Below are 22,722 nucleotides of genomic sequence, written 5' to 3' on the forward strand. Positions count from 1 at the left end.
ACCGACAGTTTGCGACGGCGTTTGCGGTCGGTGTCGTCGGCGAGTGTTCCGTCGGGGTCGAGGTGGGCCAACAGGCGTGCGCCGAGGTTGGTGATGTCGGCGGGGGTGTGGTCGACGGCGATTTCGGTCATCTGTCGTTCGGCGGCGATCTTCACGTCGTGGTCGACGGCGTGCGGGATCTGGTCGAGCACGTCGATGACCGCACGCACATGGGCGGGGCCGACATGTCCGTCGGCGAAGGCGTCGGCCAGGGTGGGGTGCTGGGGTGGGAGTGGTTCGCCGGTAGGGCTGGGAAAGGTTGCGGTGGCCGACATCTGGTCGCGGCGCCGCATGGGTTCGGCGATCCGGAGGCGGTGGGTCATGAACTGGATGACGCTGCGGTGCCCGGTCTTACGGGGTAGGTCACGTTCGGTGGCTTCGACGACCTGACGGTCCCCGGCGAAACTCAGTCGCGCGACGGCACGTTCGGTCTCCGCGGCGACCTCCACGAGTTCGGAATCGGTGCACGAGGCCAGATCGACAGTCTGGATCCCATCAATGAGGGCGTGCAGACTGCGAACGAGTTCGGTGGCCCGCGACGGCGGCACGTCTGAAGTGATGATGGCTTCACTGCTGGACATGCTGCACACCCCCGTCCGTCCTGCGAATGTATGTTCGACAGTACGCGCTATCGCGTTGCCGTGCAATGAAAACCGATCATCAGTTATCCGTCGCGAATTGTCGGTACGGCGTGCTAGGACGCGCGGGACTTCGGTGCATGATGACCGCAGATCACTCTGTCGTTCGGGCGGTGGGGTGTTCTGAATCACTCTGGGCCAAAGGGTCCCTCACGGTGGGACGTGTCAGTAGCGTCCGAAACGTCCTGGCCAGCCCACTTCTCAGGCGGATCTCTCATGACTCTCGAGCTCTCGACGCCTCCGGGTGTCGTCGGTGCCGTGCCCGCGGCACCAGCGACCGCGGCGACGCCGGTGCGGTCCACGTCGCGCTCGCGCCGACTCCCGCTCCTGCGTACCAATTCGATTCGTGTCCTGCGCCAGTCCATCGGCCTGATCCTCGTGGTCGGTGTCTGGCAGCTCGGAGCACGAGACTGGTTGGGTGCCACCACGCCTGCGCCGACCGAGGTGGTCACCGCCGGTTGGGAACTCGTTCGCACCGGTGAACTGTGGACCCACCTCGCCGCCTCCGGGCGTCGAGTGGCCATCGGCCTGGCCATCGGTATCGTCATCGGTGCCGTCCTGGGTGCCGCCGCCGGACTGTTCAAGGTCGCCGAGGATTTGGTCAACGCGCCCGTCCAGGTACTGCGCATGATGCCGGCTGTCGCACTGGTGCCGGTGTTCATCATCTGGTTCGGGATCGGCGACGAGTTCAAGATCGCACTCATCATCGTGGCGCCGATCTTCCCGATCTATCTCAATGTCGTCGCCGGCATCCGTGGGGTCGACCAGAAACTGATCGAGGCCGCGGAGTCGTTGGAACTGACACGGTTCGAGCTGATCCGATACGTCGTCCTTCCCGGTGCACTGCCGCAGATCTTCGTCGGCCTCCGCCAGGCGCTGGGTATCGGCTGGCTGGTGCTCGTCGTCGCGGAGATGCAGACGACGCCCGTCGGTCTCGGCTTCCTGATGAACGACGCGAAGGAATACCTCCGCACCGACCAGATCTTCCTGGTGCTGGTCATCTACGCGATCCTCGGTCTGCTGACCGACATCGCCGTGCGTGTGCTCGAACGCCGGTTCCTGTCCTGGCGCAACGGATTCGAAGGTCGGTGACAGATGGTCATCGGTAACGAGAACAGGGTTGTGGTCGCCGGAGCAGGCCGCGAGTTCGACGGGCGGACGGTCCTGGCCGACGTCGATCTGACCATCGAACCGGGAGAGTTCGTCGCCCTCCTCGGGGCGAGTGGCTCGGGCAAGAGCACGCTGTTGCGGGGGATCGGTGGCCTCGACCGTGGATTCACCGGCATCATCGAGGCCCCGGCCGCCAAGGCCATCGTGTTCCAGGAACACCGGCTCATGCCGTGGTTGTCCGTATGGCGCAATGTCGCTCTCGGCCTACGCGGCGGCAACACGCGGGACCGTGCAAGACGCGCGCTCGAGGAGGTCGGTCTCGCCTCGAAGTCCGACGCGTGGCCCTCGACCCTGTCGGGTGGCGAGGCGCAGCGGACGGCACTGGCCCGCGGCCTCGTCCGCGAGCCCGAACTGCTGTTGCTCGACGAACCGTTCGGTGCACTGGACGCACTGACCAGGATCAACGCCCAGAAGCTCGTCGCGCGACTGTGGGAAACACATCGCCCGGCAACTCTTCTCGTCACCCACGACGTGGAAGAGGCGTTGCTGCTCGCCGATCGCGCCCTGATCCTGCGGGGCGGCCACATCGACGAGGAGATCGTCGTCGACCTTCCCCGTCCTCGCCGGGTGACCGATCCCGAGTTCGTCGCCCTACGTTCGCGTCTGCTCGCCGGACTCGGTGTCGGCGACGGCGAACCCATCCGAACGACCACCACTGATCAGGAGTACACACATGTCTGAGCAACTGACGCTGTCCACCGATGTGCTCGTGATCGGCGGCGGGCCGGCGGCCACCTGGGCGGCCATCCATGCCCGCGACGCGGGTGCGGAGGTCATCATCGTCGACAAGGGATACTGCGGTACCTCGGGCACGACGGCGCCCGCCGGAACCGGTGTCTGGTACGTGGCTCCCGATCCTGACGAGCGCGCCAAGGCCAAGGCGAGCCGCGAGACGCTGGGCGGAAACCTCGCCGACCACGCGTGGATGGACCGGGTGCTCGACCAGACCTACGCCAATATGCACCGGCTGGGCACCGAGGGCCGGTATCCGTTCCCGGTCGACGACCGAACCGGCGAACCCATCCGTACCGGCGTCCAGGGCCCCGAGTACATGCGACGGATGCGGGCCTGGGTCCAGCGCCGCGGTGTGCAGATCCTGGACCATTCGCCGGTTCTCGAACTCCTCACCGACGCGTCCGGCGCGGTGGGCGGCGCGGTGGGCTACCAGCGCCAGGCCGATCGCGACTTCCGCGTCACGGCAGGGGCGGTCGTCCTCGCCACCGGTGGCTGCGCGTTCTTGTCCACAGCGCTGGGCACCAACGTCGACACCGGTGACGGTGCACTCATGGCAGCCGAGGTCGGGGCGTCGTTCTCCGGCATGGAGTTCGCGAACGCCTACGCCATCGTCCCCAAAGGCTCGACGGTAACGAAGACCGCGTACTACGGGTACGCGACCTTCTTCCACGCCGACGGACGCATCGTCGAGGGCGCGGGGTCGATGAAGGGGAGGTCGATGATCGCCCGGACGTTGCTGAACGAACCCGTCTTCGCCCAACTCGACCGTGCCGACGAGACGGTCGCAGCGAAGATGCGGAAGGGGCAACCCAACTTCTTCCTGCAGTTCGATCGCCGTGGAATCGACCCGTTCACACAGCGTTTCGAGGTCGACCTGCTCGCCGAGGGAACCGTGCGGGGAACCGGCGGCATCGACGTCGTCGACGACGACTGCTGGACGGGAGTACCCGGCCTGTACGCGGCCGGCGACGCGGCGACCCGCGAGCGCATCTGTGGCGGCTTCACCGGTGGTGGCAGCCACAATTCGGCGTGGGCGATGTCCTCCGGCAGCTTCGCCGGTGCGGCGGCCGCCCGAGCGTCCCGCAGCGCGGGCGGCGCGGTGCCGATCGACCGGCTCCGCGGCGCGGGGACCGTCGGGTTGTCGCTCACCCACGGCTCGCTCAGCGCCGACGAGGTCGTGGCAGCGGCGCAGGCCGAGCTGACTCCGTTCGACAAGAACTACATTCGCACCGGTGATCGGATGGCCGCTGCTCTGCGGGGGCTCGATTCCCTGTGGGACGGCGTCGCCGACAGCTCCTATGGAGCGCCGACGCCGGCAGGTCGCATCCGGACGAGAGAGGCCGCCGCGATCACCGCCGTCGGACGCTGGATCTATCGATCGGCGCTGGCGCGCACCGAATCCCGCGGGATGAGCAAGCGCGACGACATCCCGGGTCTCGATCCCGCCCAGCAGGCACATGTGCGTACCGGTGGACTCGACGAGGTGTGGGTCTCCGGCCCTCGCCCGACCGGCCACGTCGGAACCGGGACTCTCGCGAGGATTCCGGCATGATCGAACTCGTCGTCGCGTCCGCCTGCATCGCCTGCGACAAGTGCGTGAACGTCTGCCCGACGAACGTCTTCGACACGGGCACAGACGGTATCCCGGTGATCTCGCGACAGTCGGACTGCCAGACGTGTTTCATGTGCGAGGCGTACTGCCCGACCGACGCGCTCTATGTCAGTCCTCAATCGACGCCGATCGGTTCCGATGACACGGTCCGCGAGGAACTGATCGGCAGTTACCGCGAGAAGCTGGGCTGGGGGAAGGGGCGTCAGCCGGGAAGCCGAACGGCCGTCGGACCGCCCATTCCGCACGGGGATCCGCCGCCACGGCTCGTCGAGCGAATCCTCGACGAACCCTCTCCCTCCATCGGCTGAACACACCTCAGTCGAAATCACCTGAACCGCAACCGGTTCACCGAACCCGCGCGCTCTCGTCATGCCTTTGCCGGGATCGCGCCACGAACAGAGAACTCACCCATGAACATCGACCGCCGTCATCCGATCCGCCGATTCACGCGCACGGTCGCCGTCCTTGCGGCCGCATCTGCGGTCATGGCCGTCGCCGCATGCGGATCCGACGACACGTCCTCGGCCCAGCGCGACGTCATCGACACCCTCCGTATCGGTGTCATCGGTTCCAGCAACGTCATCGCCGGCCCGGTCGGGTTCGCACACAGCCGCGGCGAACTCCTCGAGGCGTTCGCGCCTCTCGGGGTCAGCAAGGTGGAGGTGTTCAGTTTCCCGAACGGTCCCGATCTGAACCAGGCCCTCGTCGGGGGGCGACTCGACGTGGCCAACTACGGCGACACGCCCGCGTTGGTGGCCCGCGGATCCGGCCTGCAGACGCGACTGGTCGCGGTTCAGCAGTTCAACAACGACGCCGGCGTCGTCGCGAAGGACCCGTCCATCAAGACACTCTCGGACCTCGCGGGCAAGAACATCGGAGTCCCGAAGGGGTCCTACATCGACCGGTACCTGCAGGGAGCCCTGGCCGAGGAGGGGATCTCGGCGAACCTGATCCATCTGTACCCGGCAGATCAAGAGGCGCCACTCAACTCGGGCGAGATCGATGCAGCGGCCCTCCCGGGCGTCATCCCGTCGGTCGCCCTGCAGACGTTCGAAGGGAAGGGGTTCCACCTCGTCGACTCCGTCTACCGGGACCGTCCGAATCTCGCCGGGACCAGTGTGACCGTCAGCAGCGAGGAGTTCCTCACCAAGAACCCAGAGTTCGCGCCCATCTGGCAGAAGCTGCACGCCTCCGCGGTCGACTACGCCAAGGACCACTGGGACGAGTATCTGCAGTTCGAACTCGGCAACTCCAAGGCTCCCGAGGCGGCGGTCCGTGCCGCAGCGAATCCCGACGGGTACTCCGAAGAACCGTTCCCCGCGGATGCCGTCGAACTGCTCACCGGCACCAAGGCGTTCCTCGTCGAGCAGGGCAGCATCAAGTCCGACTTCGACCTCGAGAGCTGGTTCCAGCGGTCGCCGATCGACAAGAACCCCTGATCGGAGGTGCCTCCGTACTCATGCGGCTCCCGCGGCCGGTCAAGGGTCCCGGCCGCCTAGATCCCGGTGCCCAGTAGTCGCTCACCGGGGTGGGCGGCTTCCCACGCGGCGATCGCGGCGTCCCACTGGTCGCCGTCGAGGGTGGTGACCGACGCGGGGAAGAGGGCGTCCTCCTCCTTCGCGATGTGCCGGTGCAGGGCGAAGACCTCGCGTCGGAATCGGTCCCGGTCTTCCGGGATTGACAGGTCCATCGAGTCCAGGAAGGTGCCGAGTTCGCGATGCTCGGTGACGAGCGGGTCGATGTATTCGGCGAAGAGGTCGTGTTCGGAGTCGAGCAGCTGGGAGAACAGGCCGTCTTCTTCGCCACGCCAGTGCGACCGGAGTTCGACTGTCAGCCTTCCGGCGAGGTCACGTGCACGATCCACGTCACCCGCATCGAGTGCGCGGACCGCATCGCCGCCGAGGTTCACGGCCCGCTCGTGTTCGGCGGTGTAATCCCGCAGGAGCGGCATGTCCCGGCAACCGCAGTATTGGCACACTCTCTCACCTCTCTGTCCACTCACCCCGCCGTCCCTCGACGGTCCGCTCGTTCGGTCCGGTTGCGGGAATGTGAGCCCTCCACCCACATCCCACGGTACGAGGAATGATGGGTTGTCGCGTGTCTCTCGCCGGTCGGCGGTGGTCGGGAACGACGAGTACGCGAGACGTCGGCACACCCTCCCCACCCGCACCAGAAACCCGCTGGCCACCGACCCGTATCCTGGACGGGTAAATTCCCGCACCGACCAGGAGAGATCATGCTCGCCCGAATTGACCTGCGCGGTAGCACGCCGACGCTCGCCGAATTGCGTCGCGCGCTGCCCCGCGGGGGTACCGACGTCAATGCCGTACTCGACACGGTGACGCCGGTTGTGCATGCGGTGGCCGAGACCGGCACGCCCGCGGCGCTGGAATTCGGGGAGAAGTTCGACGGTGTGCGGCCCGCCTCGGTGCGGGTCCCCGCCCAGGTCATCGCCGATGCCCTCGCCGGTCTCGACCCCCAGGTCGCCGACGCGCTCCGCGAATCCATCACCCGTGCGCGCAAGGTGCACTCCGACCAGCGGCGCGAGACCACCCACACCCAGGTCGTCGACGGCGGTGTCGTCAGCGAGAAGTGGATTCCGGTGCGTCGCGTGGGGCTCTACGTTCCCGGCGGCAACGCGGTCTATCCGTCTTCGGTGATCATGAACGTCGTCCCCGCGCAGGAGGCCGGCGTCGGCTCGTTGGTCGTCGCGTCGCCTCCGCAGAAGGACTTCGGTGGCTGGCCACACCCGACCATCCTCGCCGCCTGCGCGCTTCTCGGCGTCGACGAGGTGTGGGCGGTCGGCGGTGCACAGGGCGTCGCGCTGCTCGCCTACGGAGGAACCGATACCGATGCCGCCGACGAGCCGGGCGCCGTCCTCGACCCGGTCGACCTGATCACCGGCCCGGGCAACATCTACGTCACCGCCGCCAAGCGGTTGTGCCGCAGCGTGGTCGGCATCGACTCGGAGGCCGGACCCACCGAGATCGCGATCCTCGCCGACGACTCGGCCGACGCGGGCATCCTCGCCTCCGACCTCATCAGCCAGGCCGAACACGACGTCCTCGCCGCCTCGGTGCTCGTCACCGACAGCACCGAGCTCGCCGATGCCGTCGACGTCGCACTCGACCAGCAGGTCGCCGCGACCAAGCACCGCGAGCGTGTCACGACCGCGTTGTCGGGGGAGCAGTCCGGCATCGTCCTCGTCGACGACCTCGAAGCCGGTCTCGCCGTCGTCGACGCCTACGCCGCCGAACACCTCGAGATCCAGACCCGCGACGCCGCCGCGATCGCCGACCGCGTGCACAACGCGGGTGCGATCTTCGTCGGCCCGTATGCGCCGGTCAGTCTCGGCGACTACTGCGCGGGCTCCAATCACGTTCTGCCGACCTCGGGTTCGGCGCGCTTCGCGTCGGGCCTGTCGGTGCAGACATTCCTCAAGGGTGTCCACGTCATCGACTACGACGAGGCCGCACTGCGTGAGGTCGCCGACAAGGTCGTCACCCTCGCCGATGCCGAGGACCTGCCCGGTCACGGCGATGCGGTCAAGCAGCGCTTCGCGGGGAGCGTGCGCTCGTGACGGCATCGGAGGCGCCTGTCACGAACGTCACGGGAAGCAACGTCCCGGGCTCGGGCATCACCGTCGACGACCTGCCGCTGCGCGAGAACCTGCGCGGTAAGTCCGCCTATGGCGCACCGCAACTCAAGGTGCCGGTGATCCTCAACACCAACGAGAACCCGCACCCGCCGTCGCAGGCCCTGATCGACGACGTCGCCGCCTCGGCCCGTGACGCCGCGGCGGAACTGCACCGCTACCCCGACCGCGACGCGATCGCCCTGCGTACCGACCTCGCCGCCTACCTGACCCGAGCCACCGGAGTGCAGCTCGGTGCCGAAAACCTCTGGGCCGCAAACGGTTCCAACGAGATCCTGCAGCAACTGCTGCAGGCGTTCGGCGGTCCCGGGCGTCGTGCGCTCGGCTTCGTGCCGTCGTACTCGATGCACCCGATCATCTCCGACGGCACCGACACCGCCTGGCTCGTCGCCGCGCGCTCACCCGACTTCGGTCTCGACATCGACTACGCGGTCGCCGAGGTCACCAACCGCGAACCCGACGTGGTCTTCGTGACCTCGCCCAACAACCCGACCGGTGGCTCGATCCCGCTCACCGATCTGCGGCGCATCGTCGAGGCCGCACCCGGCATCGTGATCGTCGACGAGGCGTATGCCGAGTTCTCGTCCGCACCGAGCGCGACCGAGCTCATCGACGAGTTCCCGACCAAGGTCGTCGTCAGCCGCACCATGTCGAAGGCCTTCGCCTTTGCCGGCGGACGCCTCGGCTACCTCGCCGCAGCACCGGCCGTCGTCGACGCCATCCAGCTCGTCCGCCTGCCGTACCACCTGTCGGTGCTCACCCAGGCCGCCGCACGCGCCGCACTGCGTCACAGCGACGACACCCTCGCCGGTGTCGCCGAGATCATCGCCGAACGCGAACGCGTGGTGACGGCGCTCACCGGCTTCGGCTACCGCGTCGTCGACTCGGACTCGAACTTCGTGCTGTTCGGCGGCTTCCGGGATGCTCCCGCGTCCTGGCAGCGTTACCTCGATGCCGGTGTCCTCATCCGGGACGTCGGGATCGCCGGCCACCTGCGGGTGACCATCGGACTCCCACCCGAGAACGACGCCTTCCTCGACGTCAGCCGCACGCTCGCAACAACAGATCTGGAGAACTCTCAGTGAGCACCCCCGCGCCTCGCATCGCGAAGGTCGAACGGACCACCAAGGAATCCTCGATCTCGGTCGAGCTCGATCTCGACGGGACCGGCATCACCGACATCTCCACCGGTATCGCGTTCTACGACCACATGCTGACGGCGTTCGGCCAGCACGGCAGCTTCGACCTCACCGTCAAGGCCGAGGGCGACATCGAGGTCGAGGGACACCACACCATCGAGGACACCGCCATCGTCCTCGGACAGGCGCTCGGTCAGGCTCTCGGCGACAAGAAGGGCATCCGCCGCTTCGGCGACGCCTGGATCCCGATGGACGAGACCCTCGCGCAGGCCGTCGTCGATGTGTCCGGCCGTCCTTACTGCGTGCACACCGGCGAACCGGACCACCTGCTCACCGCGGTGATCGGCGGATACCCGGGCGTGCCGTACTCGACGATCATCAATCGGCACGTCTTCGAGTCGATCGCCCTCAACGCCCGCATCGCCCTGCACGTGCGGGTGCTCTACGGCCGCGATCAGCACCACATCACCGAGGCCGAGTTCAAGGCCGTTGCGCGTGCCCTGCGCACGGCAACCGAATACGACGCACGCGTGACCGGTGTGCCGTCGACGAAGGGTGCCCTGTGAGCGCGGCCGACGTCACGATCCTCGACTACGGTTCGGGCAACCTGCGGTCGGCGCAGCGGGCGCTCGAGCGCACGGGCGCCCAGGTGACCGTGACCTCCGACTTCAACACCGCACTCGAGGCGACCGGTCTCGTCGTGCCCGGTGTCGGTGCGTTCGCTGCGTGCATGGAAGGTCTGCGCGCGGTGAAGGGCGACCGGATCATCGGTCGGCGCCTCGCCGGCGGACGCCCGGTCCTGGGCATCTGCGTCGGCATGCAGATCCTGTTCGAACGCGGTGTGGAGTTCGGGGTCGAGGCCGAAGGTTGCGGGGAGTGGCCCGGAAGCGTCACCCAGCTGCCGGCTCCGGTCCTGCCGCACATGGGTTGGAACACCGTGGAGGCCCCGGAGGACTCGGTGCTGTTCGCCGGACTCGACGCCGACACCCGCTTCTACTTCGTGCACTCGTATGCCGCACAGAGCTGGGAGATGGACAACGTCGGTTCGCCGCTCGCGGCCCCGAAGCTGACCTGGGCCGAACACGGCGGACGTTTCCTGGCTGCCGTCGAGAACGGACCGCTCTCGGCCACGCAGTTCCATCCGGAGAAGTCCGGCGATGCCGGAGCCCAACTCCTGGAGAACTGGGTGAAGGGTCTCTCATGACCGGCGGCACGCCGGCCGGCGATGCAGGCGGTGGGGCCGTCGGGAACTCTGCCGACACCCCGTCGGCGGGCGGCGGTTTCTCGATCGCCAAGCTCGCGTTCTACGCTCTCGGCGCCGGTGTGCTGGTTCTGGCGGTGTCCATCCCGATCATCGTCCTGCTGGCGAACTGGTCGCCGGTCGCCGGTCTGATCGCCGCGCTGGCGGCGGTGGTCGCGATGATCGCGGCGATCGGTACGGTGGCAAATCGCATGGTCAACCGCGCGCGGGCCGATCTGATCGCAGCCCGTGACGACCACCCGCCGGCCTGACCCCTCTCCCACGACAGCCAGGACACAACAGTCCGACCCGAGAACAGACAGGAAAACTCCACCCATGGGTAGCACCCTCGAACTCCTTCCCGCCGTCGACGTCGCCGACGGGCAGGCGGTCCGCCTCGTCCAGGGCGCGGCCGGCACCGAGACCTCGTACGGTTCGCCGCGTGACGCGGCGCTGGCGTGGCAGAACGACGGTGCGGAGTGGATTCACCTCGTCGATCTCGATGCCGCGTTCGGCCGTGGTGACAACCGTGAGCTCCTTGCCGGTGTGGTCGGCGAACTCGACGTGAAGGTGGAACTGTCGGGCGGCATCCGCGACGACGAGTCGCTCGCCGCGGCGCTGGCCACCGGTTGTACGCGCGTCAACCTCGGTACCGCGGCCCTCGAGAACCCGGAATGGTGTGCCCGCGCGATCGCCGACCACGGAGACCGCATCGCCGTCGGCCTCGACGTCATCCGCGACGGCGAGTCCTACCGGCTGCGCGGCCGCGGCTGGGTCACCGACGGCGGCGACCTGTGGGAGGTCCTCGAGCGCCTCAACCGCGACGGCTGCTCGCGCTACGTCGTGACCGACGTATCCAAGGACGGCACCCTCAAGGGCCCGAACCTCGAACTGCTCGCCGAGGTCGCCGCGGCCACCGACGCACCGATCGTCGCCTCCGGCGGGGTCTCGGCGGTCGACGATCTGATCGCGATCGCCGGTCTCGTCGACCAGGGCGTCGAGGGCGCGATCGTCGGCAAGGCGCTCTACGCCGGCCGCTTCACCCTGCCCGAGGCGCTCACGGCCGTCGCCGGGGTCTGATGAGCGCAGCCCAGAGTTCGCTCGACCTCCCGCGGTTGCTCGACACCGCGGGATCGGTCCTCGACGCCGCCGTGGAGACCTTCGTCGAAGGGCTGGGCGCGCCGAGCGCCGTGCACAAGGGCGGGACGGACTTCGCCACCCAGGTGGACCTCGACCTGGAACGGCAGATCTCCGCCGAACTCGAGGACCGGACGCAGATCCCCGTCCACGGTGAGGAGTTCGGCGGTGCCGATCCGATCGACGGCCCGGTATGGGTGCTCGACCCGGTCGACGGGACCTTCAACTACTCCGCGGGCATGCCGCTGACCGGCATCCTGCTCGGTCTCGTCGTCGACGGTGAGGCGACGCTGGGTCTGACCTGGCTGCCGCTCCTGGACCGGAAGTACGCGGCCCACGCGGACGGACCACTGATGGTCAACGGTGTGGCCGTGGAATCACCGCCCGATCCGGCCCTCGACGAGTCGGCGATCGCCTTCGGGCCGTTCAACGCGGCCGGGCGCGGTCGCTATGCGGGATCCAAGCGGGCCGACCTGCTGCGCGCGCTGAGCTCACGTGTCGCACGGATCCGGATGACCGGCAGCACCGGCGTGGACATGGCGTTCACCGCCTCGGGCGTGTTCGGCGGAGCTGTTGCCTTCGGACGTCATCCCTGGGACAACGCGGCGGGCGCCGCACTGGTCCGCGCCGCGGGTGGCGTGGCCACCGACCTGGCGGGGGAGCGCTGGACGGTCGCGTCCCCGTCGCTGGTGGCCGGCGCACCCACGGTGCACGCAGGGCTGATGGCGGTGATCGACGAAACGGTCGAGGACTGGTCGGCGTGACCCCGCAGAACCGAGACGTGGCAGCCACCGATGAGGCAGCCACCGATGAGAGAGGTGCGAGAGCATCCCATGGAAGCACCACAGGTCAACGAGCTGAAGGAGTCACGACGATGACGCTGGCGACCCGGGTCATCCCGTGCCTCGACGTCGACGACGGTCGAGTGGTCAAGGGCGTCAACTTCGAGAACCTGCGTGACGCCGGAGATCCGGTCGAACTGGCCGAACGCTACGACCGCGAGGGTGCCGACGAACTGACCTTCCTCGACGTCACCGCGTCGAGCTCGGGACGTTCGACGATGATCGACGTCGTCAAGCGGACCGCCGACCAGGTGTTCATCCCGCTCACCGTCGGTGGCGGCATCCGCACCGTCGAGGACGTCGACACGATGCTGCGCGCGGGCGCGGACAAGGTCAGCGTCAACACCGCCGCGATCGCACGTCCCGAGGTCCTCGCCGAGATGAGCCGGCGGTTCGGTTCGCAGTGCATCGTCCTGTCGGTCGACGCGCGGACCGTGCCGGAGGGTTCCGAGCCGACGCCGTCAGGCTGGGAGGTCACCACGCACGGTGGCCGCAAGGGCACCGGTATCGACGCGATCGAGTGGGCTCGGCGCGGTCAGGAGCTCGGGGTCGGCGAGATCCTGCTGAACTCGATGGACGCCGACGGCACCAAGCAGGGTTTCGACCTGCGCATGCTGAAGGCGGTGCGCGAGGCCGTGCAGGTTCCGGTCATCGCCAGCGGCGGTGCCGGCCGTGTCGAGGACTTCGCCCCCGCTGTCGAGGCCGGTGCGGACGCGGTGCTGGCCGCCTCGGTGTTCCACTTCGGTGAACTCACCATCCACGACGTGAAGGCGGCCATGCGGGACGCCGGGATCACCGTCCGATGACACAGGCAGGAGAACGCTGATGGCACTCGATCCGGAGCTCGCCGCACGTCTCAAGCGCAACGCCGACGGGTTGTTCAGTGCGGTCGCCCAGGAACGCTCGACGGGTGACGTACTGATGGTCGCGTGGATGGACGATGCCGCCCTCGAGCGCACCCTCGCGACACGCACGGCGACCTACTATTCGCGCTCGCGCCAGGAGTACTGGGTCAAGGGCGAGACCAGCGGCCACACCCAGTACGTGCACGACGCACGCCTCGACTGCGACGGCGACACGGTGCTGCTCGTCGTCGACCAGGTCGGCGCGGCCTGCCATACCGGCAACCACAGCTGTTTCGACACCGACTCGCTGCCTTTCGGAACAGAAGCCCGTCCCGTCGATTCCGCACAGTAGATTTCCATCGTGATCACACCCGAAAGGCGGTGACGCTGCATGCCCCTCATCCAGATCTCGCAGACCCCCGGACTCTCCGACCGCGTCAAGCGCGAGACCATCGCGGCGGTGACCGAGGCGTACGCCAAGGCAACCGGCAAGAACCCGGATTCCGTCTGGGTGACGATCACCGAGGTACCGCGCACCCAGTGGGGCGTCGGCGGCGAGCCCCTCGGATGAGCGGCGTGAACTCGGCGGCCGTGGCGCACACGACGTCCCTCTCCGAATTCCTCGACCTCGCCCGCGACCATCGCGTGGTGCCGGTGACCCGAAAAGTGCTCGCCGATTCCGAGACACCGCTGTCGGCGTACGGCAAGCTGGCCGGCGACCGTCCCGGCACCTTCCTGCTGGAATCGGCGGAGAACGGCCGCTCCTGGTCGCGCTGGTCCTTCATCGGGGCCGGAGCGCCATCGGCGCTGACCGTCGTCGACGGTCAGGCGCACTGGTGGGGATCGGTGCCGGTGGGCGCGCCCGAAGGTGGAGACGCGCTCGAGGTGCTGGCCGAGTCGCTGCGCGTCCTGCGGACCGACCCGTTTCCGGGTATGCCGCCGCTGACCGGTGGCTTCGTCGGGTTCATGGCCTATGACATGGTCCGGCGTCTCGAACGCCTCCCGGAGACCACCGTCGACGACCTCGGCCTGCCGGACATGATGATGGTGCTGGCCACCGACCTCGCCGCCGTCGACCATCACGAGGGCACGATCACTCTGATCGCCAACGCGGTGAACTGGGACGGCTCCGACGAACGCGTCGAGGAGGCCTACGCCGACGCCGTGGCGCGGCTGGACCGGATGACCGAGGCGCTCGCCGCACCGGCGTCCTCGACCGTCTCGACCTTCGACCGGCCCAAGCCGGACTTCACCGCGCAGCGCTCCCTGGAGGAGTACAGCGAGATCGTCACGAGCCTCGTCGGCGAGATCGAGGCGGGCGAGGCCTTCCAGGTCGTCCCCTCGATGCGTTTCGAGATGGACACCGACGCCGATCCGCTGGACGTCTACCGCGTGCTCCGCGCGTCCAACCCCAGCCCGTACATGTACCTGCTGCGGATGCCGGGGACCGAGGCGAACAGCGACACCGCTGCTCCCGATGCGATCGCACGCAAGCCGTTCACGATCGTCGGCAGCAGCCCGGAGGCGCTGGTCACCGTGTCCGACCGGGTCGCGACCACGCACCCCATCGCGGGAACGCGCTGGCGGGGCGCCACCGAGGAAGAGGACCAGCTGCTCGGCAAGGGCCTTCTGGAGGACGAGAAGGAGAACGCCGAACACCTCATGCTCGTCGACCTCGGCCGCAACGATCTCGGTCGCGTGTGCGTCCCGGGCACGGTGAAGGTCAGCGACTACCGCCACATCGAGCGGTACAGCCACGTCATGCACTTGGTGTCGACGGTCTCGGGAACCCTCCGAACGGACAAGCACGCGCTCGACGCGGTCACCGCCTGCTTCCCGGCGGGAACCCTCACCGGAGCGCCCAAGGTGCGCGCGATGGAACTGATCGACGAACACGAGAAGACACGACGCGGCCTGTACGGCGGCATCGTCGGCTACCTCGACTTCGCCGGCAACGCCGACACCGCCATCGCCATCCGCACCGCGCTTCTCGCACGCGGGCACGCCTACGTGCAGGCCGGTGGCGGCGTGGTCGCCGACAGCGAACCCGAATACGAGTACAACGAGGCACGCAACAAGGCCACCGCGGTGCTCAATGCCGTGGCCGCCGCGTCGACGATGAGCAGGGTCGGGGAGACACCTGGAGGGGAGACGTCGTGACCTCAGCCGAGCAGCCGGCCGACGGCGCCGCGCCGAAGTCCCGGCCGAAGTCGTCGCGCCGTCCGCAGATCATCGCCGCGATCCTGATGGCGGCCACCGCCGCCGCGTTCTGGGGTGCGAGCCGGCTGACGTGGGCGACGGTCTCGGCAGAGGACGGCCTCTCACCCCAGCGCGCGTTCGACGTCAAGGGATCGGACTGGAGCCCCTGGCTGACGCCGCTCGCCCTGGTCTATCTCGCCGGTATCGCCGCGGTGCTGTCCGTGCGGGGCTGGGGCCTGCGCCTCGTCGCTCTGCTGGTCGCCGCCGGCGGTGTGCTGGCCGCGTTCCCGGCGATCTCACTCATCACCGGCGGCACCGACTCCGAGTACGCCGCCGACGCGGGCGACATCCCGGACCGGTACATCGTGCTCTACACCGACACCAAGTGGCCGCCTGCCGCGCTGGTGCTGCTCGGCACCGTGTGCGCGGTCGTCGCCGCCGTGGTGCTGCTCCGGGTGGCCAAGGGTGCGAGGATGTCGTCCAAGTACAAGACTCCCGCCGCCCGGCGGGAGGAGCTCGAGACCGAGATCTTCGCCGATTACGAGCGAAGGAAGAAGGCGGCCGCGGCGGACGCCACGACCGGTGACACCCCGGCCACGGGCGAGGTCGAGACGGGCGGGAAGGACGGCCGGCCCGGCGACGATCCCGACGCGAACGAGCGCATGATGTGGGACGCGCTCGACACCGGGATCGACCCGACAGAGTCGTCCGATCCGGACGAGCGCTGACCCTCCGGGCGAGCAATGACCCGACCGGAGTTCTCCGGGAGACGCACCCGACAGGCCGGGGATATGCGTACTGAGACATGCGTAACAGTCGAGGACGGTTGCGGGTTTGTGGAGATTCGGCCAACCCGACGACAGGCCGCCGAGACGATCGGTCTACCCTGAGACCACACGACGAGCGGAAGGGAGCGGAGTCGCTGTGAGCATGCCCAACGTTCTCGAGTCGATCATCGAGGGAGTCAAAGCCGACGTCGCCGCACGTGAAGCGGTGGTCGACTTCGCTGCTGTCAAGGCCGCCTCGGCGAAGGCTCCCGCTCCCCGGGATGTCATGGCGGCGCTCCGCCAGCCCGGCATCGGTGTGATCGCCGAGGTCAAGCGCGCCAGTCCGTCGAAGGGGGAGCTCGCCTCGATCGGCGATCCCGCCGAACTCGCCAAGGCCTACGAACAGGGCGGCGCCCGCATCATCAGCGTGCTGACCGAGGAGCGTCGCTTCCACGGATCACTCGCCGACCTCGACGCCGTTCGTGCAGCGGTCGACATCCCGGTCCTGCGCAAGGACTTCATCGTCGGGCCGTATCAGATCCACGAGGCCCGCGCCCACGGCGCCGACGTCATCCTGCTCATCGTGGCGGCCCTCGAACAGAACGTCCTCGCCTCGTTGCTCGACCGCACCGAGAGCCTGGGCATGACCGCCCTTGTGGAGGTCCACACCGAGGAAGAAGCCGACCGTGCCCTCGAGGCCGGCGCGTCGGTGGTCGGCGTGAACGCCCGAAACCTGAAGACCCTGCAGGTCGAGCGGGACACCTTCTCGCGGATCGCCCCCGGCCTGCCGACCGAGATCATCCGCATCGCGGAATCCGGCGTTCGTGGAACCGCCGACCTGCTGGCCTATGCCGGCGCGGGCGCCGACGCCGTCCTGGTGGGTGAGGGACTCGTGACAAGTGGTGACCCCCGCGCCGCGGTGCGTGAGCTGGTCACCGCGGGTACCCATCCGTCGTGCCCGAAACCAGTTCGCTGACATACGCCTTCGGGCCGTGTTCGGTCCATGTCGTCGTCGGCCCGATCGACTGTGAGATGTAGTGACCGCCCATCCTGATTCGGCCCATCCTGATTCTTCCGCGAGCACGGTGCTTCCGCCCGCCAGCACCGGACTGACCACGCGTACGTCGATCGAACCCGACGAGGGCGGTCACTTCGGCGTCTACGGCGGACGGCACGTGCCGGAGGCGTTGATGGCCGTCATCGACGAGGTCACCACAACCTTCTACAAGATCCGCTCCGACGACGACTTCCTCGCCGAACTCGACCGTCTGCAGCGTGATTACGCCGGACGGCCGTCGCCGCTGTACGAAGCGAAGCGTCTCGCCGAGTATGCGGGGGGAGCGCGCATCTTCCTCAAACGCGAGGACCTCAACCACACCGGCTCGCACAAGATCAACAACGTTCTGGGACAAGCGCTTCTGGCTCAGCGGATGGGCAAGAACCGCATCATCGCGGAGACCGGTGCCGGTCAGCACGGTGTCGCCACCGCCACCGTGTGTGCGCTGCTGGGTCTCGAGTGCGTGATCTACATGGGTCGCGTCGACACCGACCGTCAGGCGCTCAACGTCGCTCGGATGCGCCTGCTCGGCGCCGAGGTCATCGCCGTCGACAACGGTTCGGCAACCCTCAAGGACGCGATCAACGAGGCGATGCGCGATTGGGTCACCAACGCGCACAACACGTATTACTGCTTCGGCACCGCCGCGGGACCTCACCCGTTCCCGGTCATGGTCCGTGACCTCCAGCGCGTCGTCGGTCTCGAGGCTCGCGCCCAGATCCTGGACAAGGCCGGACGCCTGCCCGACGCGGTGACCGCTTGTGTCGGTGGTGGTTCCAACGCGATCGGGATATTCCACCCCTTCATCGACGACAAGGACGTTCGCCTAGTCGGTTTCGAGGCGGCCGGTGACGGTGTCGAATCCGGCCGTCACGCAGCGACTTTCACCGGCGGGACGCCGGGAGCGTTCCAGGGCGCGTACTCATACCTGTTGCAGGACGAGGACGGTCAGACGATCGAATCCCACTCGATCTCCGCCGGTCTCGACTACCCGGGCGTCGGCCCCGAGCACGCCTATCTCAAGGACACCGGCCGGGCCGAGTACCGTCCGATCACCGACACCGAGGCGATGGACGCACTGGCGCTGTTGAGCCGTCGGGAAGGGATCATCCCGGCCATCGAGTCGGCCCACGCGGTCGCCGGTTCGCTCAGGCTGGGCAAGGAACTCGGCGAGGGCTCGATCATCGTCGTCAGCCTCTCCGGACGCGGCGACAAGGACGTCGACACCGCGGCGCGCTGGTTCGGCCTCTTCGATCCCCCACCGTCACAGGACGAGGCGAAGACCACCAGCGGGCAACCGGGAGAGCAGGCATGAGCGCAGACACGATCCCGTCGAAAACCGGACCGGTGTTCGCCAAGTGCCGCGCGGAGAACCGCGCCGCCCTGATCGGCTACCTCCCGGTGGGTTATCCGACCGTCGACGATTCGCTGACGTCCTTCCGCACGATGGTCGACGCCGGTTGCGACATCATCGAGGTCGGGGTGCCCTACTCCGATCCGGTGATGGACGGTCCGACGATCCAGGAAGCCGCCGATCTCGCCCTCACCAACGGCGTCCGCGTCCATGACGTGTTCACGGCAGTCGAGGCGATCACCGCGGCGGGCGGCAACGCGGTCGTGATGACCTACTGGAATCCGGTGCTGCAGTATGGCGTCGACAAGTTCGCACGCGATCTCGCCAACGCCGGCGGCGCCGGTCTCATCACGCCGAACCTGATCCCCGAGGAAGGGGCCGCATGGCACGCGGCCTCCGACGAGCACGGGCTCGACCGCATCTATCTGGTCGCGCCGTCGTCGACCACGGAACGCATCGCATACACCGTCGACGCATCGCGCGGATTCGTGTACGCCGCATCCACCATGGGTGTCACCGGTGCGCGTGACGCGGTGTCGGACATGGCTCCCGAGCTGTGCGCCCGCGTCCGCGAGTACTCCGACATCCCCATCGGCGTCGGCCTCGGTGTCCGCAACCGCGAACAGGCCGCCCAGATCGCGTCCTATGCCGACGGCGTCATCGTCGGGTCGGCACTCGTGACCGCGGCCAAGGCCGGCCAGGACCGACTGGCTTCGCTCACCGCAGAACTCGCCGAGGGCGTGCGGTCGCGCCACGCCGCCGTCTGACGCCGGCCCTGCTGCGCGAGTCGTTCGCCGGCGTCTCCTGCGTCTCCTGCGGCTCCTGCGTGTCCTGCTGGTCGAGTGAGGCCGGGGGGCCACCAGAGGGCCCGTATCGAGGCCAGGCGCGCCACCCGGCACCCGGACCGACGGGCGTGAGTGGCCCGGTCGGATAGGGTTGCACCGTGAACGCGCCGACCTCGACGATGCTCGCCTACATCCCCAGTCCGCCCCAGGGCGTGTGGGATCTCGGACCGTTCCCGCTGCGCGCCTATGCGTTATGCATCATCGCGGGGATCATCGTCGCGGTCTGGTGGGGAAATCGCCGGTGGATCGCCCGCGGGGGACAGGAAGGCGAGGTCCTCGACGTCGCGATCTGGGCGGTGCCGTTCGGTCTCCTCGGCGGTCGTCTCTACCACCTGATCACCGACTGGAAGACCTACTTCGGGGCCGACGCCCCCAAAGAACCGCTCGACGCCCTGCGAATCTGGGACGGGGGTCTGGGAATCTGGGGTGCGGTCGCGCTCGGTGCGGTCGGAGCGTGGATCGGCGCCCGACGCCGCGGCATCCGGTTGCCCGCCTTCGGCGATGCGATCGCCCCGCCGATCCTGTTGGCGCAGGCCATCGGCCGGCTCGGCAACTACTTCAACCAGGAGTTGTACGGCCGCGAGACGACGCTGCCCTGGGGTCTCAAGATCTATGAGCGCGTCAACGAGGCCGGTTACTCCGACGCGGGCCTGATCGACGGCAAGTCCAACGGCGTCGTCGTCGCCATCGTCCAGCCGACGTTCCTCTACGAACTCCTGTGGAACGTGCTGATCGTGGTGTTGCTGGTGGTCATCGACCGCAGGTTCCGCATCGGTCACGGTCGCCTGTTCGCGCTCTACATCGCGGGCTACTGCCTTGGCCGGTTCTTCATCGAGATGCTGCGCGACGACCGTGCCGCCGTCGCCAACGACATCGCCGGGATCCGTCCGAACCTCTTCACGGCCGCGCTCGTGTTCGTGTGCGCGATCGTCTACTTCGTGGTCGCGCCCAAGGGACGTGAACAAGGGTTGGAGATGTACCACCCCGAACGTGCCGCCGAACTCGAGGAGCAGGGCGTCGCCGGATACGTCGACGACTGGTACGACGAAGATCTCGACGACCTGGACGGTAAGAAGGTCGAGCCGGCAGCAGGCGCCACCACCCTGGACGTCCTCGACGACGAGATCGCCGAGGAGGCAAAGGAGGCCGAGGCGGCGGAGCGCGCGGAGACGACCGAGACCACCGGAAGTGCCGAACCGGCGGTGGCCGAGACAGCGACAGCACAGGACGGTGAATCCGCCGATCAGGCGGCCGATAACGCCGAGCCGAGCGCGGTGGACGACTCGCAGGCCGACACCGAGACCGCGGACGGCGACGGCACCGAGGCTGCCGAATCGGCGGTCGACGAAACCGCGCTCGAGGAATCCGCGGTCGACGAAACCGCGGTCACGGAGGCCGGCGCTGAGTCCGCCGACGTGCAGCCAACCGGTGACACGGCGCCTGGCACAGCTGAGCCGGACACAGCTGCGTCGGACACAGTTGATTCGGACTCAGCTGATGTGGAGGCCGTCGGGTCTGACGCGGAAGAGTCGGGCACCGTCGAATCGGACACCGTTGAGTCGGACACGGTTGAGTCGGACACGGTTGAGTCGGACACGGTCGACTCGGACACGGTTGAGTCGGACACGGTCGACTCGGACGCAGGGGAGTCCGACGTACCCGAGCCGGAGACCGAGGCAGCCGACTCCGAGGTCGCCGACGCCGAGGTAGCCGACTCCGAGACCACTGGGTCCGGGGTCACGGAATCCGAGGCTGGCGGCGTCGCCGAATCCGAGGACGCAGCAAGCGACGTCGCCGACAGCGACGTGACGTCGTCTGCCGCCGAAACCGGTGACGCAGAATCTGCTGCCCCAGATGACGCCGACGTGGAAGCGACCGACGCAGACCGACCAGACGCCGGGGAGACCGACTCCACGAGCAGTTTCCGCCGCCGGGTCGCCTCCAGATTCGGTCGCCGCCGCCCCTGAAATAGACCCCAGTAAAGCGCCCTCCAGAGAGCAGCCAACGGTGAATTCAGGCGGTCGCTGCAACAGGATCGGTTGGGTGTGAGTGTAGGAGTTCGTCGAGTTTTTCGGCGGGTGTGAGGAATCCGTGGCGTTTGCGGGGCCGGTTGTTGAGTTCGGCGGCGACGTTGTCGAGGATGCCTGGCCCGTGGAATGACAGGTCGGTGCCTTTCGGGAAGTATTGGCGTAGTAGTCCGTTGGTGTTTTCGTTGGTGCCGCGTTGCCATGGGCTGTAGGGATCGGCGAAGTAGATCGGCAGTCCGGTGGCGGCGGTGATGGCAGTGTGCAGCGCCATCTCCGATCCGCGGTCCCAGGTCAACGACCGGCGCAGGATCTCTGGGATCTTGGGCACGGCCTCGGTCATGGCCGCGGCCACCGTGGCGGCGGTGTGATCACCGGGCAGATGCAGCAGCATCACGAACCCGGTGCTGCGTTCGACCAGCGTGCCGATCGCTGAGGTGCCGTGCGCGCCGAGGATCAGATCGCCTTCCCAGTGACCGGGGATGGCGCGGTCGGCGGCTTCGGCGGGGCGTTCGCTGATCGAGACCGCGTCCTTGATCGAGCCACCGCCCCGGGGTTGGCGGCCCTGGGGTTTGCGGCGCAGTCGCCCGGTGCGTAATCCCTTCTTGACCTCGTCTTTCAAGCTGCCCTTGGCTTGGACGTAGAGGGCGAGGTAGATCGTTTCGTGGGACACCCGCATCTCCGGATCGTCAGGAAATTCGATGCGCAAGCGTCCGCTGATCTGCTCGGGACTGGTGAACTGGCGCAACTGTCGGACCACCTCAGCGTAGAGTCTGCTGCCCGCCACCAGTTTGGGTTGTTTGGGTCGGCGTCGACGGCGGGCGGCGACCTTCTCACCCTGACGGGCGCGGTAGCGGCCGCCGAGCTGCCCGCGGGCGATCTCCCGGGTGATCGTCGATCGAGCCCGCCCCAACAGCCCCGCGATCTGCGCAGGCCGGTAGCGGGCCTCGAGAAGCTCCTCGATATGACATCGGTCCAGGAAACTGAGCCGGCCGCGACCGGTGCTCACCACTGCTTCCAACTGCGGATTCTGTGTTCGGGGATGCACTCCACCAGCTTTGGTGAACCAATCCTGGCCAGTGCGTTTCGACACGCCGGCGTGACGCGCGGCCGCCGCGACACTCACTCCGCGCGCCAACTCCGCCCAGAAAGCCTCGTGAACCTGTTGCGGCCACATTCCCTGAGGCCGTCCCGGACGTGCCGAGGGCAGCGACCGCCCGCTAGCAGTCATCCACGCATACCCGGTGCACCCTGACACCCCAGCGGCCTTCGCCGCAGCCACGACCGAGGCACCCGCCTCGACCGCATCAAAGAAGCCCTCGCGCACTCCATCACTCACACGCACACCACTTGCAGCCACAGCCACCTCCATCAAGGTGTTGCAGTGACCACTTGAGCCCAGGAACGACATATTCTCGTCGGCG

At 68.0% G+C, this 22,722-nt stretch carries 24 protein-coding genes; 21 read left to right on the forward strand and 3 right to left on the reverse strand.

Annotation, left to right across the window (positions count from 1 at the left end; translation table 11 throughout):
- The coding region (locus tag BPODLACK_RS15620) for a DUF222 domain-containing protein (protein WP_159405615.1) at nt 1-620 on the reverse strand (620 nt) is incomplete at its 3' end.
- Between the two features lie 273 nt (nt 621-893).
- On the opposite strand from BPODLACK_RS15620, the gene BPODLACK_RS15625 reads away from it, so the two are divergent.
- The 5 genes from BPODLACK_RS15625 to BPODLACK_RS15645 all read left to right on the forward strand — a co-directional run bounded on the left by BPODLACK_RS15625 (nt 894) and on the right by BPODLACK_RS15645 (nt 5,633).
- The gene (locus BPODLACK_RS15625; protein WP_159405616.1) at nt 894-1,769 is read left to right on the forward strand and encodes an ABC transporter permease; all 876 of its coding nucleotides are present in this window, start codon (nt 894-896) and stop codon (nt 1,767-1,769) included.
- Between the two features lie 3 nt (nt 1,770-1,772).
- Nucleotides 1,773-2,528, forward strand: a complete 756-nt coding sequence (locus BPODLACK_RS15630) for an ABC transporter ATP-binding protein (protein WP_024498844.1) — start codon at nt 1,773-1,775, stop codon at nt 2,526-2,528.
- Nucleotides 2,521-4,134, forward strand: coding sequence for an FAD-dependent oxidoreductase (locus BPODLACK_RS15635; protein ID WP_024498845.1), 1,614 nt, complete (start codon nt 2,521-2,523; stop codon nt 4,132-4,134). The genes BPODLACK_RS15630 and BPODLACK_RS15635 overlap by 8 nt, the downstream gene beginning before the upstream one ends.
- On the forward strand, nt 4,131-4,502 hold the full coding sequence (locus tag BPODLACK_RS15640) for a 4Fe-4S dicluster domain-containing protein (protein ID WP_024498846.1): 372 nt from the start codon (nt 4,131-4,133) through the stop codon (nt 4,500-4,502). The genes BPODLACK_RS15635 and BPODLACK_RS15640 overlap by 4 nt, the downstream gene beginning before the upstream one ends.
- A 102-nt stretch (nt 4,503-4,604) precedes the next feature.
- Nucleotides 4,605-5,633: an ABC transporter substrate-binding protein gene (locus BPODLACK_RS15645; protein ID WP_024498847.1), complete on the forward strand. Its 1,029-nt coding sequence runs from the start codon at nt 4,605-4,607 to the stop codon at nt 5,631-5,633.
- A 56-nt stretch (nt 5,634-5,689) separates the two neighbouring features.
- On the opposite strand, the gene BPODLACK_RS15650 is transcribed toward BPODLACK_RS15645, so the two are convergent.
- Entirely contained in the window at nt 5,690-6,145 is a 456-nt protein-coding gene (locus BPODLACK_RS15650; protein WP_035760451.1) for a hemerythrin domain-containing protein, read from the reverse strand.
- A 285-nt stretch (nt 6,146-6,430) separates the two neighbouring features.
- Here BPODLACK_RS15650 and hisD point away from each other — a divergent pair, with 285 nt between their 5' ends.
- The 16 genes from hisD (at nt 6,431) to lgt (ending at nt 21,241) form a co-directional block, all read left to right on the forward strand.
- Nucleotides 6,431-7,774: a histidinol dehydrogenase gene (gene hisD, locus BPODLACK_RS15655; RefSeq protein ID WP_024498849.1), complete on the forward strand. Its 1,344-nt coding sequence runs from the start codon at nt 6,431-6,433 to the stop codon at nt 7,772-7,774.
- The gene (locus BPODLACK_RS15660; RefSeq protein ID WP_159405617.1) at nt 7,771-8,934 is read left to right on the forward strand and encodes a histidinol-phosphate transaminase; all 1,164 of its coding nucleotides are present in this window, start codon (nt 7,771-7,773) and stop codon (nt 8,932-8,934) included. Before hisD ends, BPODLACK_RS15660 begins: the two co-directional genes overlap by 4 nt.
- Entirely contained in the window at nt 8,931-9,554 is a 624-nt protein-coding gene (hisB, locus tag BPODLACK_RS15665; protein ID WP_006437802.1) for an imidazoleglycerol-phosphate dehydratase HisB, read from the forward strand. Before BPODLACK_RS15660 ends, hisB begins: the two co-directional genes overlap by 4 nt.
- The gene (gene hisH, locus BPODLACK_RS15670; RefSeq protein WP_006437803.1) at nt 9,551-10,192 is read left to right on the forward strand and encodes an imidazole glycerol phosphate synthase subunit HisH; all 642 of its coding nucleotides are present in this window, start codon (nt 9,551-9,553) and stop codon (nt 10,190-10,192) included. The genes hisB and hisH overlap by 4 nt, the downstream gene beginning before the upstream one ends.
- Nucleotides 10,189-10,500 carry a hypothetical protein gene (locus BPODLACK_RS15675; protein WP_159405618.1) on the forward strand — a complete coding sequence of 104 codons (312 nt, stop codon included), beginning with the start codon at nt 10,189-10,191 and terminating at the stop codon, nt 10,498-10,500. The genes hisH and BPODLACK_RS15675 overlap by 4 nt, the downstream gene beginning before the upstream one ends.
- Before the next feature lie 64 nt (nt 10,501-10,564).
- A complete protein-coding gene (gene priA, locus BPODLACK_RS15680; RefSeq protein ID WP_159405619.1) occupies nt 10,565-11,308 on the forward strand; it encodes a bifunctional 1-(5-phosphoribosyl)-5-((5-phosphoribosylamino)methylideneamino)imidazole-4-carboxamide isomerase/phosphoribosylanthranilate isomerase PriA in 744 nt (247 codons plus the stop codon).
- Nucleotides 11,308-12,129 carry an inositol monophosphatase family protein gene (locus tag BPODLACK_RS15685; RefSeq protein ID WP_159405620.1) on the forward strand — a complete coding sequence of 274 codons (822 nt, stop codon included), beginning with the start codon at nt 11,308-11,310 and terminating at the stop codon, nt 12,127-12,129. Before priA ends, BPODLACK_RS15685 begins: the two co-directional genes overlap by 1 nt.
- Nucleotides 12,130-12,239: 110 nt before the next feature.
- The gene (hisF, locus tag BPODLACK_RS15690) at nt 12,240-13,013 is read left to right on the forward strand and encodes an imidazole glycerol phosphate synthase subunit HisF (protein ID WP_024498855.1); all 774 of its coding nucleotides are present in this window, start codon (nt 12,240-12,242) and stop codon (nt 13,011-13,013) included.
- A gap of 19 nt (nt 13,014-13,032) precedes the next feature.
- On the forward strand, nt 13,033-13,404 hold the full coding sequence (hisI, locus tag BPODLACK_RS15695; protein ID WP_024498856.1) for a phosphoribosyl-AMP cyclohydrolase: 372 nt from the start codon (nt 13,033-13,035) through the stop codon (nt 13,402-13,404).
- Nucleotides 13,405-13,443: 39 nt separating this feature from the next.
- Nucleotides 13,444-13,623 (forward strand): tautomerase family protein, encoded by a 180-nt coding sequence (locus BPODLACK_RS15700; RefSeq protein ID WP_005196179.1) that lies wholly within the window; start codon nt 13,444-13,446, stop codon nt 13,621-13,623.
- Nucleotides 13,620-15,212, forward strand: coding sequence for an anthranilate synthase component I (locus BPODLACK_RS15705; RefSeq protein ID WP_159405621.1), 1,593 nt, complete (start codon nt 13,620-13,622; stop codon nt 15,210-15,212). The genes BPODLACK_RS15700 and BPODLACK_RS15705 overlap by 4 nt, the downstream gene beginning before the upstream one ends.
- Entirely contained in the window at nt 15,209-15,979 is a 771-nt protein-coding gene (locus tag BPODLACK_RS15710; RefSeq protein ID WP_159405622.1) for a TIGR02234 family membrane protein, read from the forward strand. Before BPODLACK_RS15705 ends, BPODLACK_RS15710 begins: the two co-directional genes overlap by 4 nt.
- A 196-nt stretch (nt 15,980-16,175) precedes the next feature.
- Nucleotides 16,176-16,994 (forward strand): indole-3-glycerol phosphate synthase TrpC, encoded by an 819-nt coding sequence (trpC, locus tag BPODLACK_RS15715; RefSeq protein WP_024498859.1) that lies wholly within the window; start codon nt 16,176-16,178, stop codon nt 16,992-16,994.
- A gap of 61 nt (nt 16,995-17,055) precedes the next feature.
- Nucleotides 17,056-18,390, forward strand: coding sequence for a tryptophan synthase subunit beta (gene trpB / locus BPODLACK_RS15720; protein ID WP_159405623.1), 1,335 nt, complete (start codon nt 17,056-17,058; stop codon nt 18,388-18,390).
- A complete protein-coding gene (trpA, locus tag BPODLACK_RS15725) occupies nt 18,387-19,196 on the forward strand; it encodes a tryptophan synthase subunit alpha (RefSeq protein WP_024498861.1) in 810 nt (269 codons plus the stop codon). Before trpB ends, trpA begins: the two co-directional genes overlap by 4 nt.
- 176 nt (nt 19,197-19,372) lie before the next feature.
- Nucleotides 19,373-21,241, forward strand: coding sequence for a prolipoprotein diacylglyceryl transferase (gene lgt, locus BPODLACK_RS15730; RefSeq protein WP_159405624.1), 1,869 nt, complete (start codon nt 19,373-19,375; stop codon nt 21,239-21,241).
- A gap of 46 nt (nt 21,242-21,287) precedes the next feature.
- On the opposite strand, the gene BPODLACK_RS15735 is transcribed toward lgt, so the two are convergent.
- The gene (locus BPODLACK_RS15735) at nt 21,288-22,475 is read right to left on the reverse strand and encodes an IS30 family transposase (RefSeq protein ID WP_375295661.1); all 1,188 of its coding nucleotides are present in this window, start codon (nt 22,473-22,475) and stop codon (nt 21,288-21,290) included.
- Nucleotides 22,476-22,722 lie beyond the last annotated feature (247 nt).

This window comes from Gordonia sp. YY1 (assembly GCF_009872315.1).
Taxonomy (GTDB): domain Bacteria; phylum Actinomycetota; class Actinomycetes; order Mycobacteriales; family Mycobacteriaceae; genus Gordonia; species Gordonia amicalis.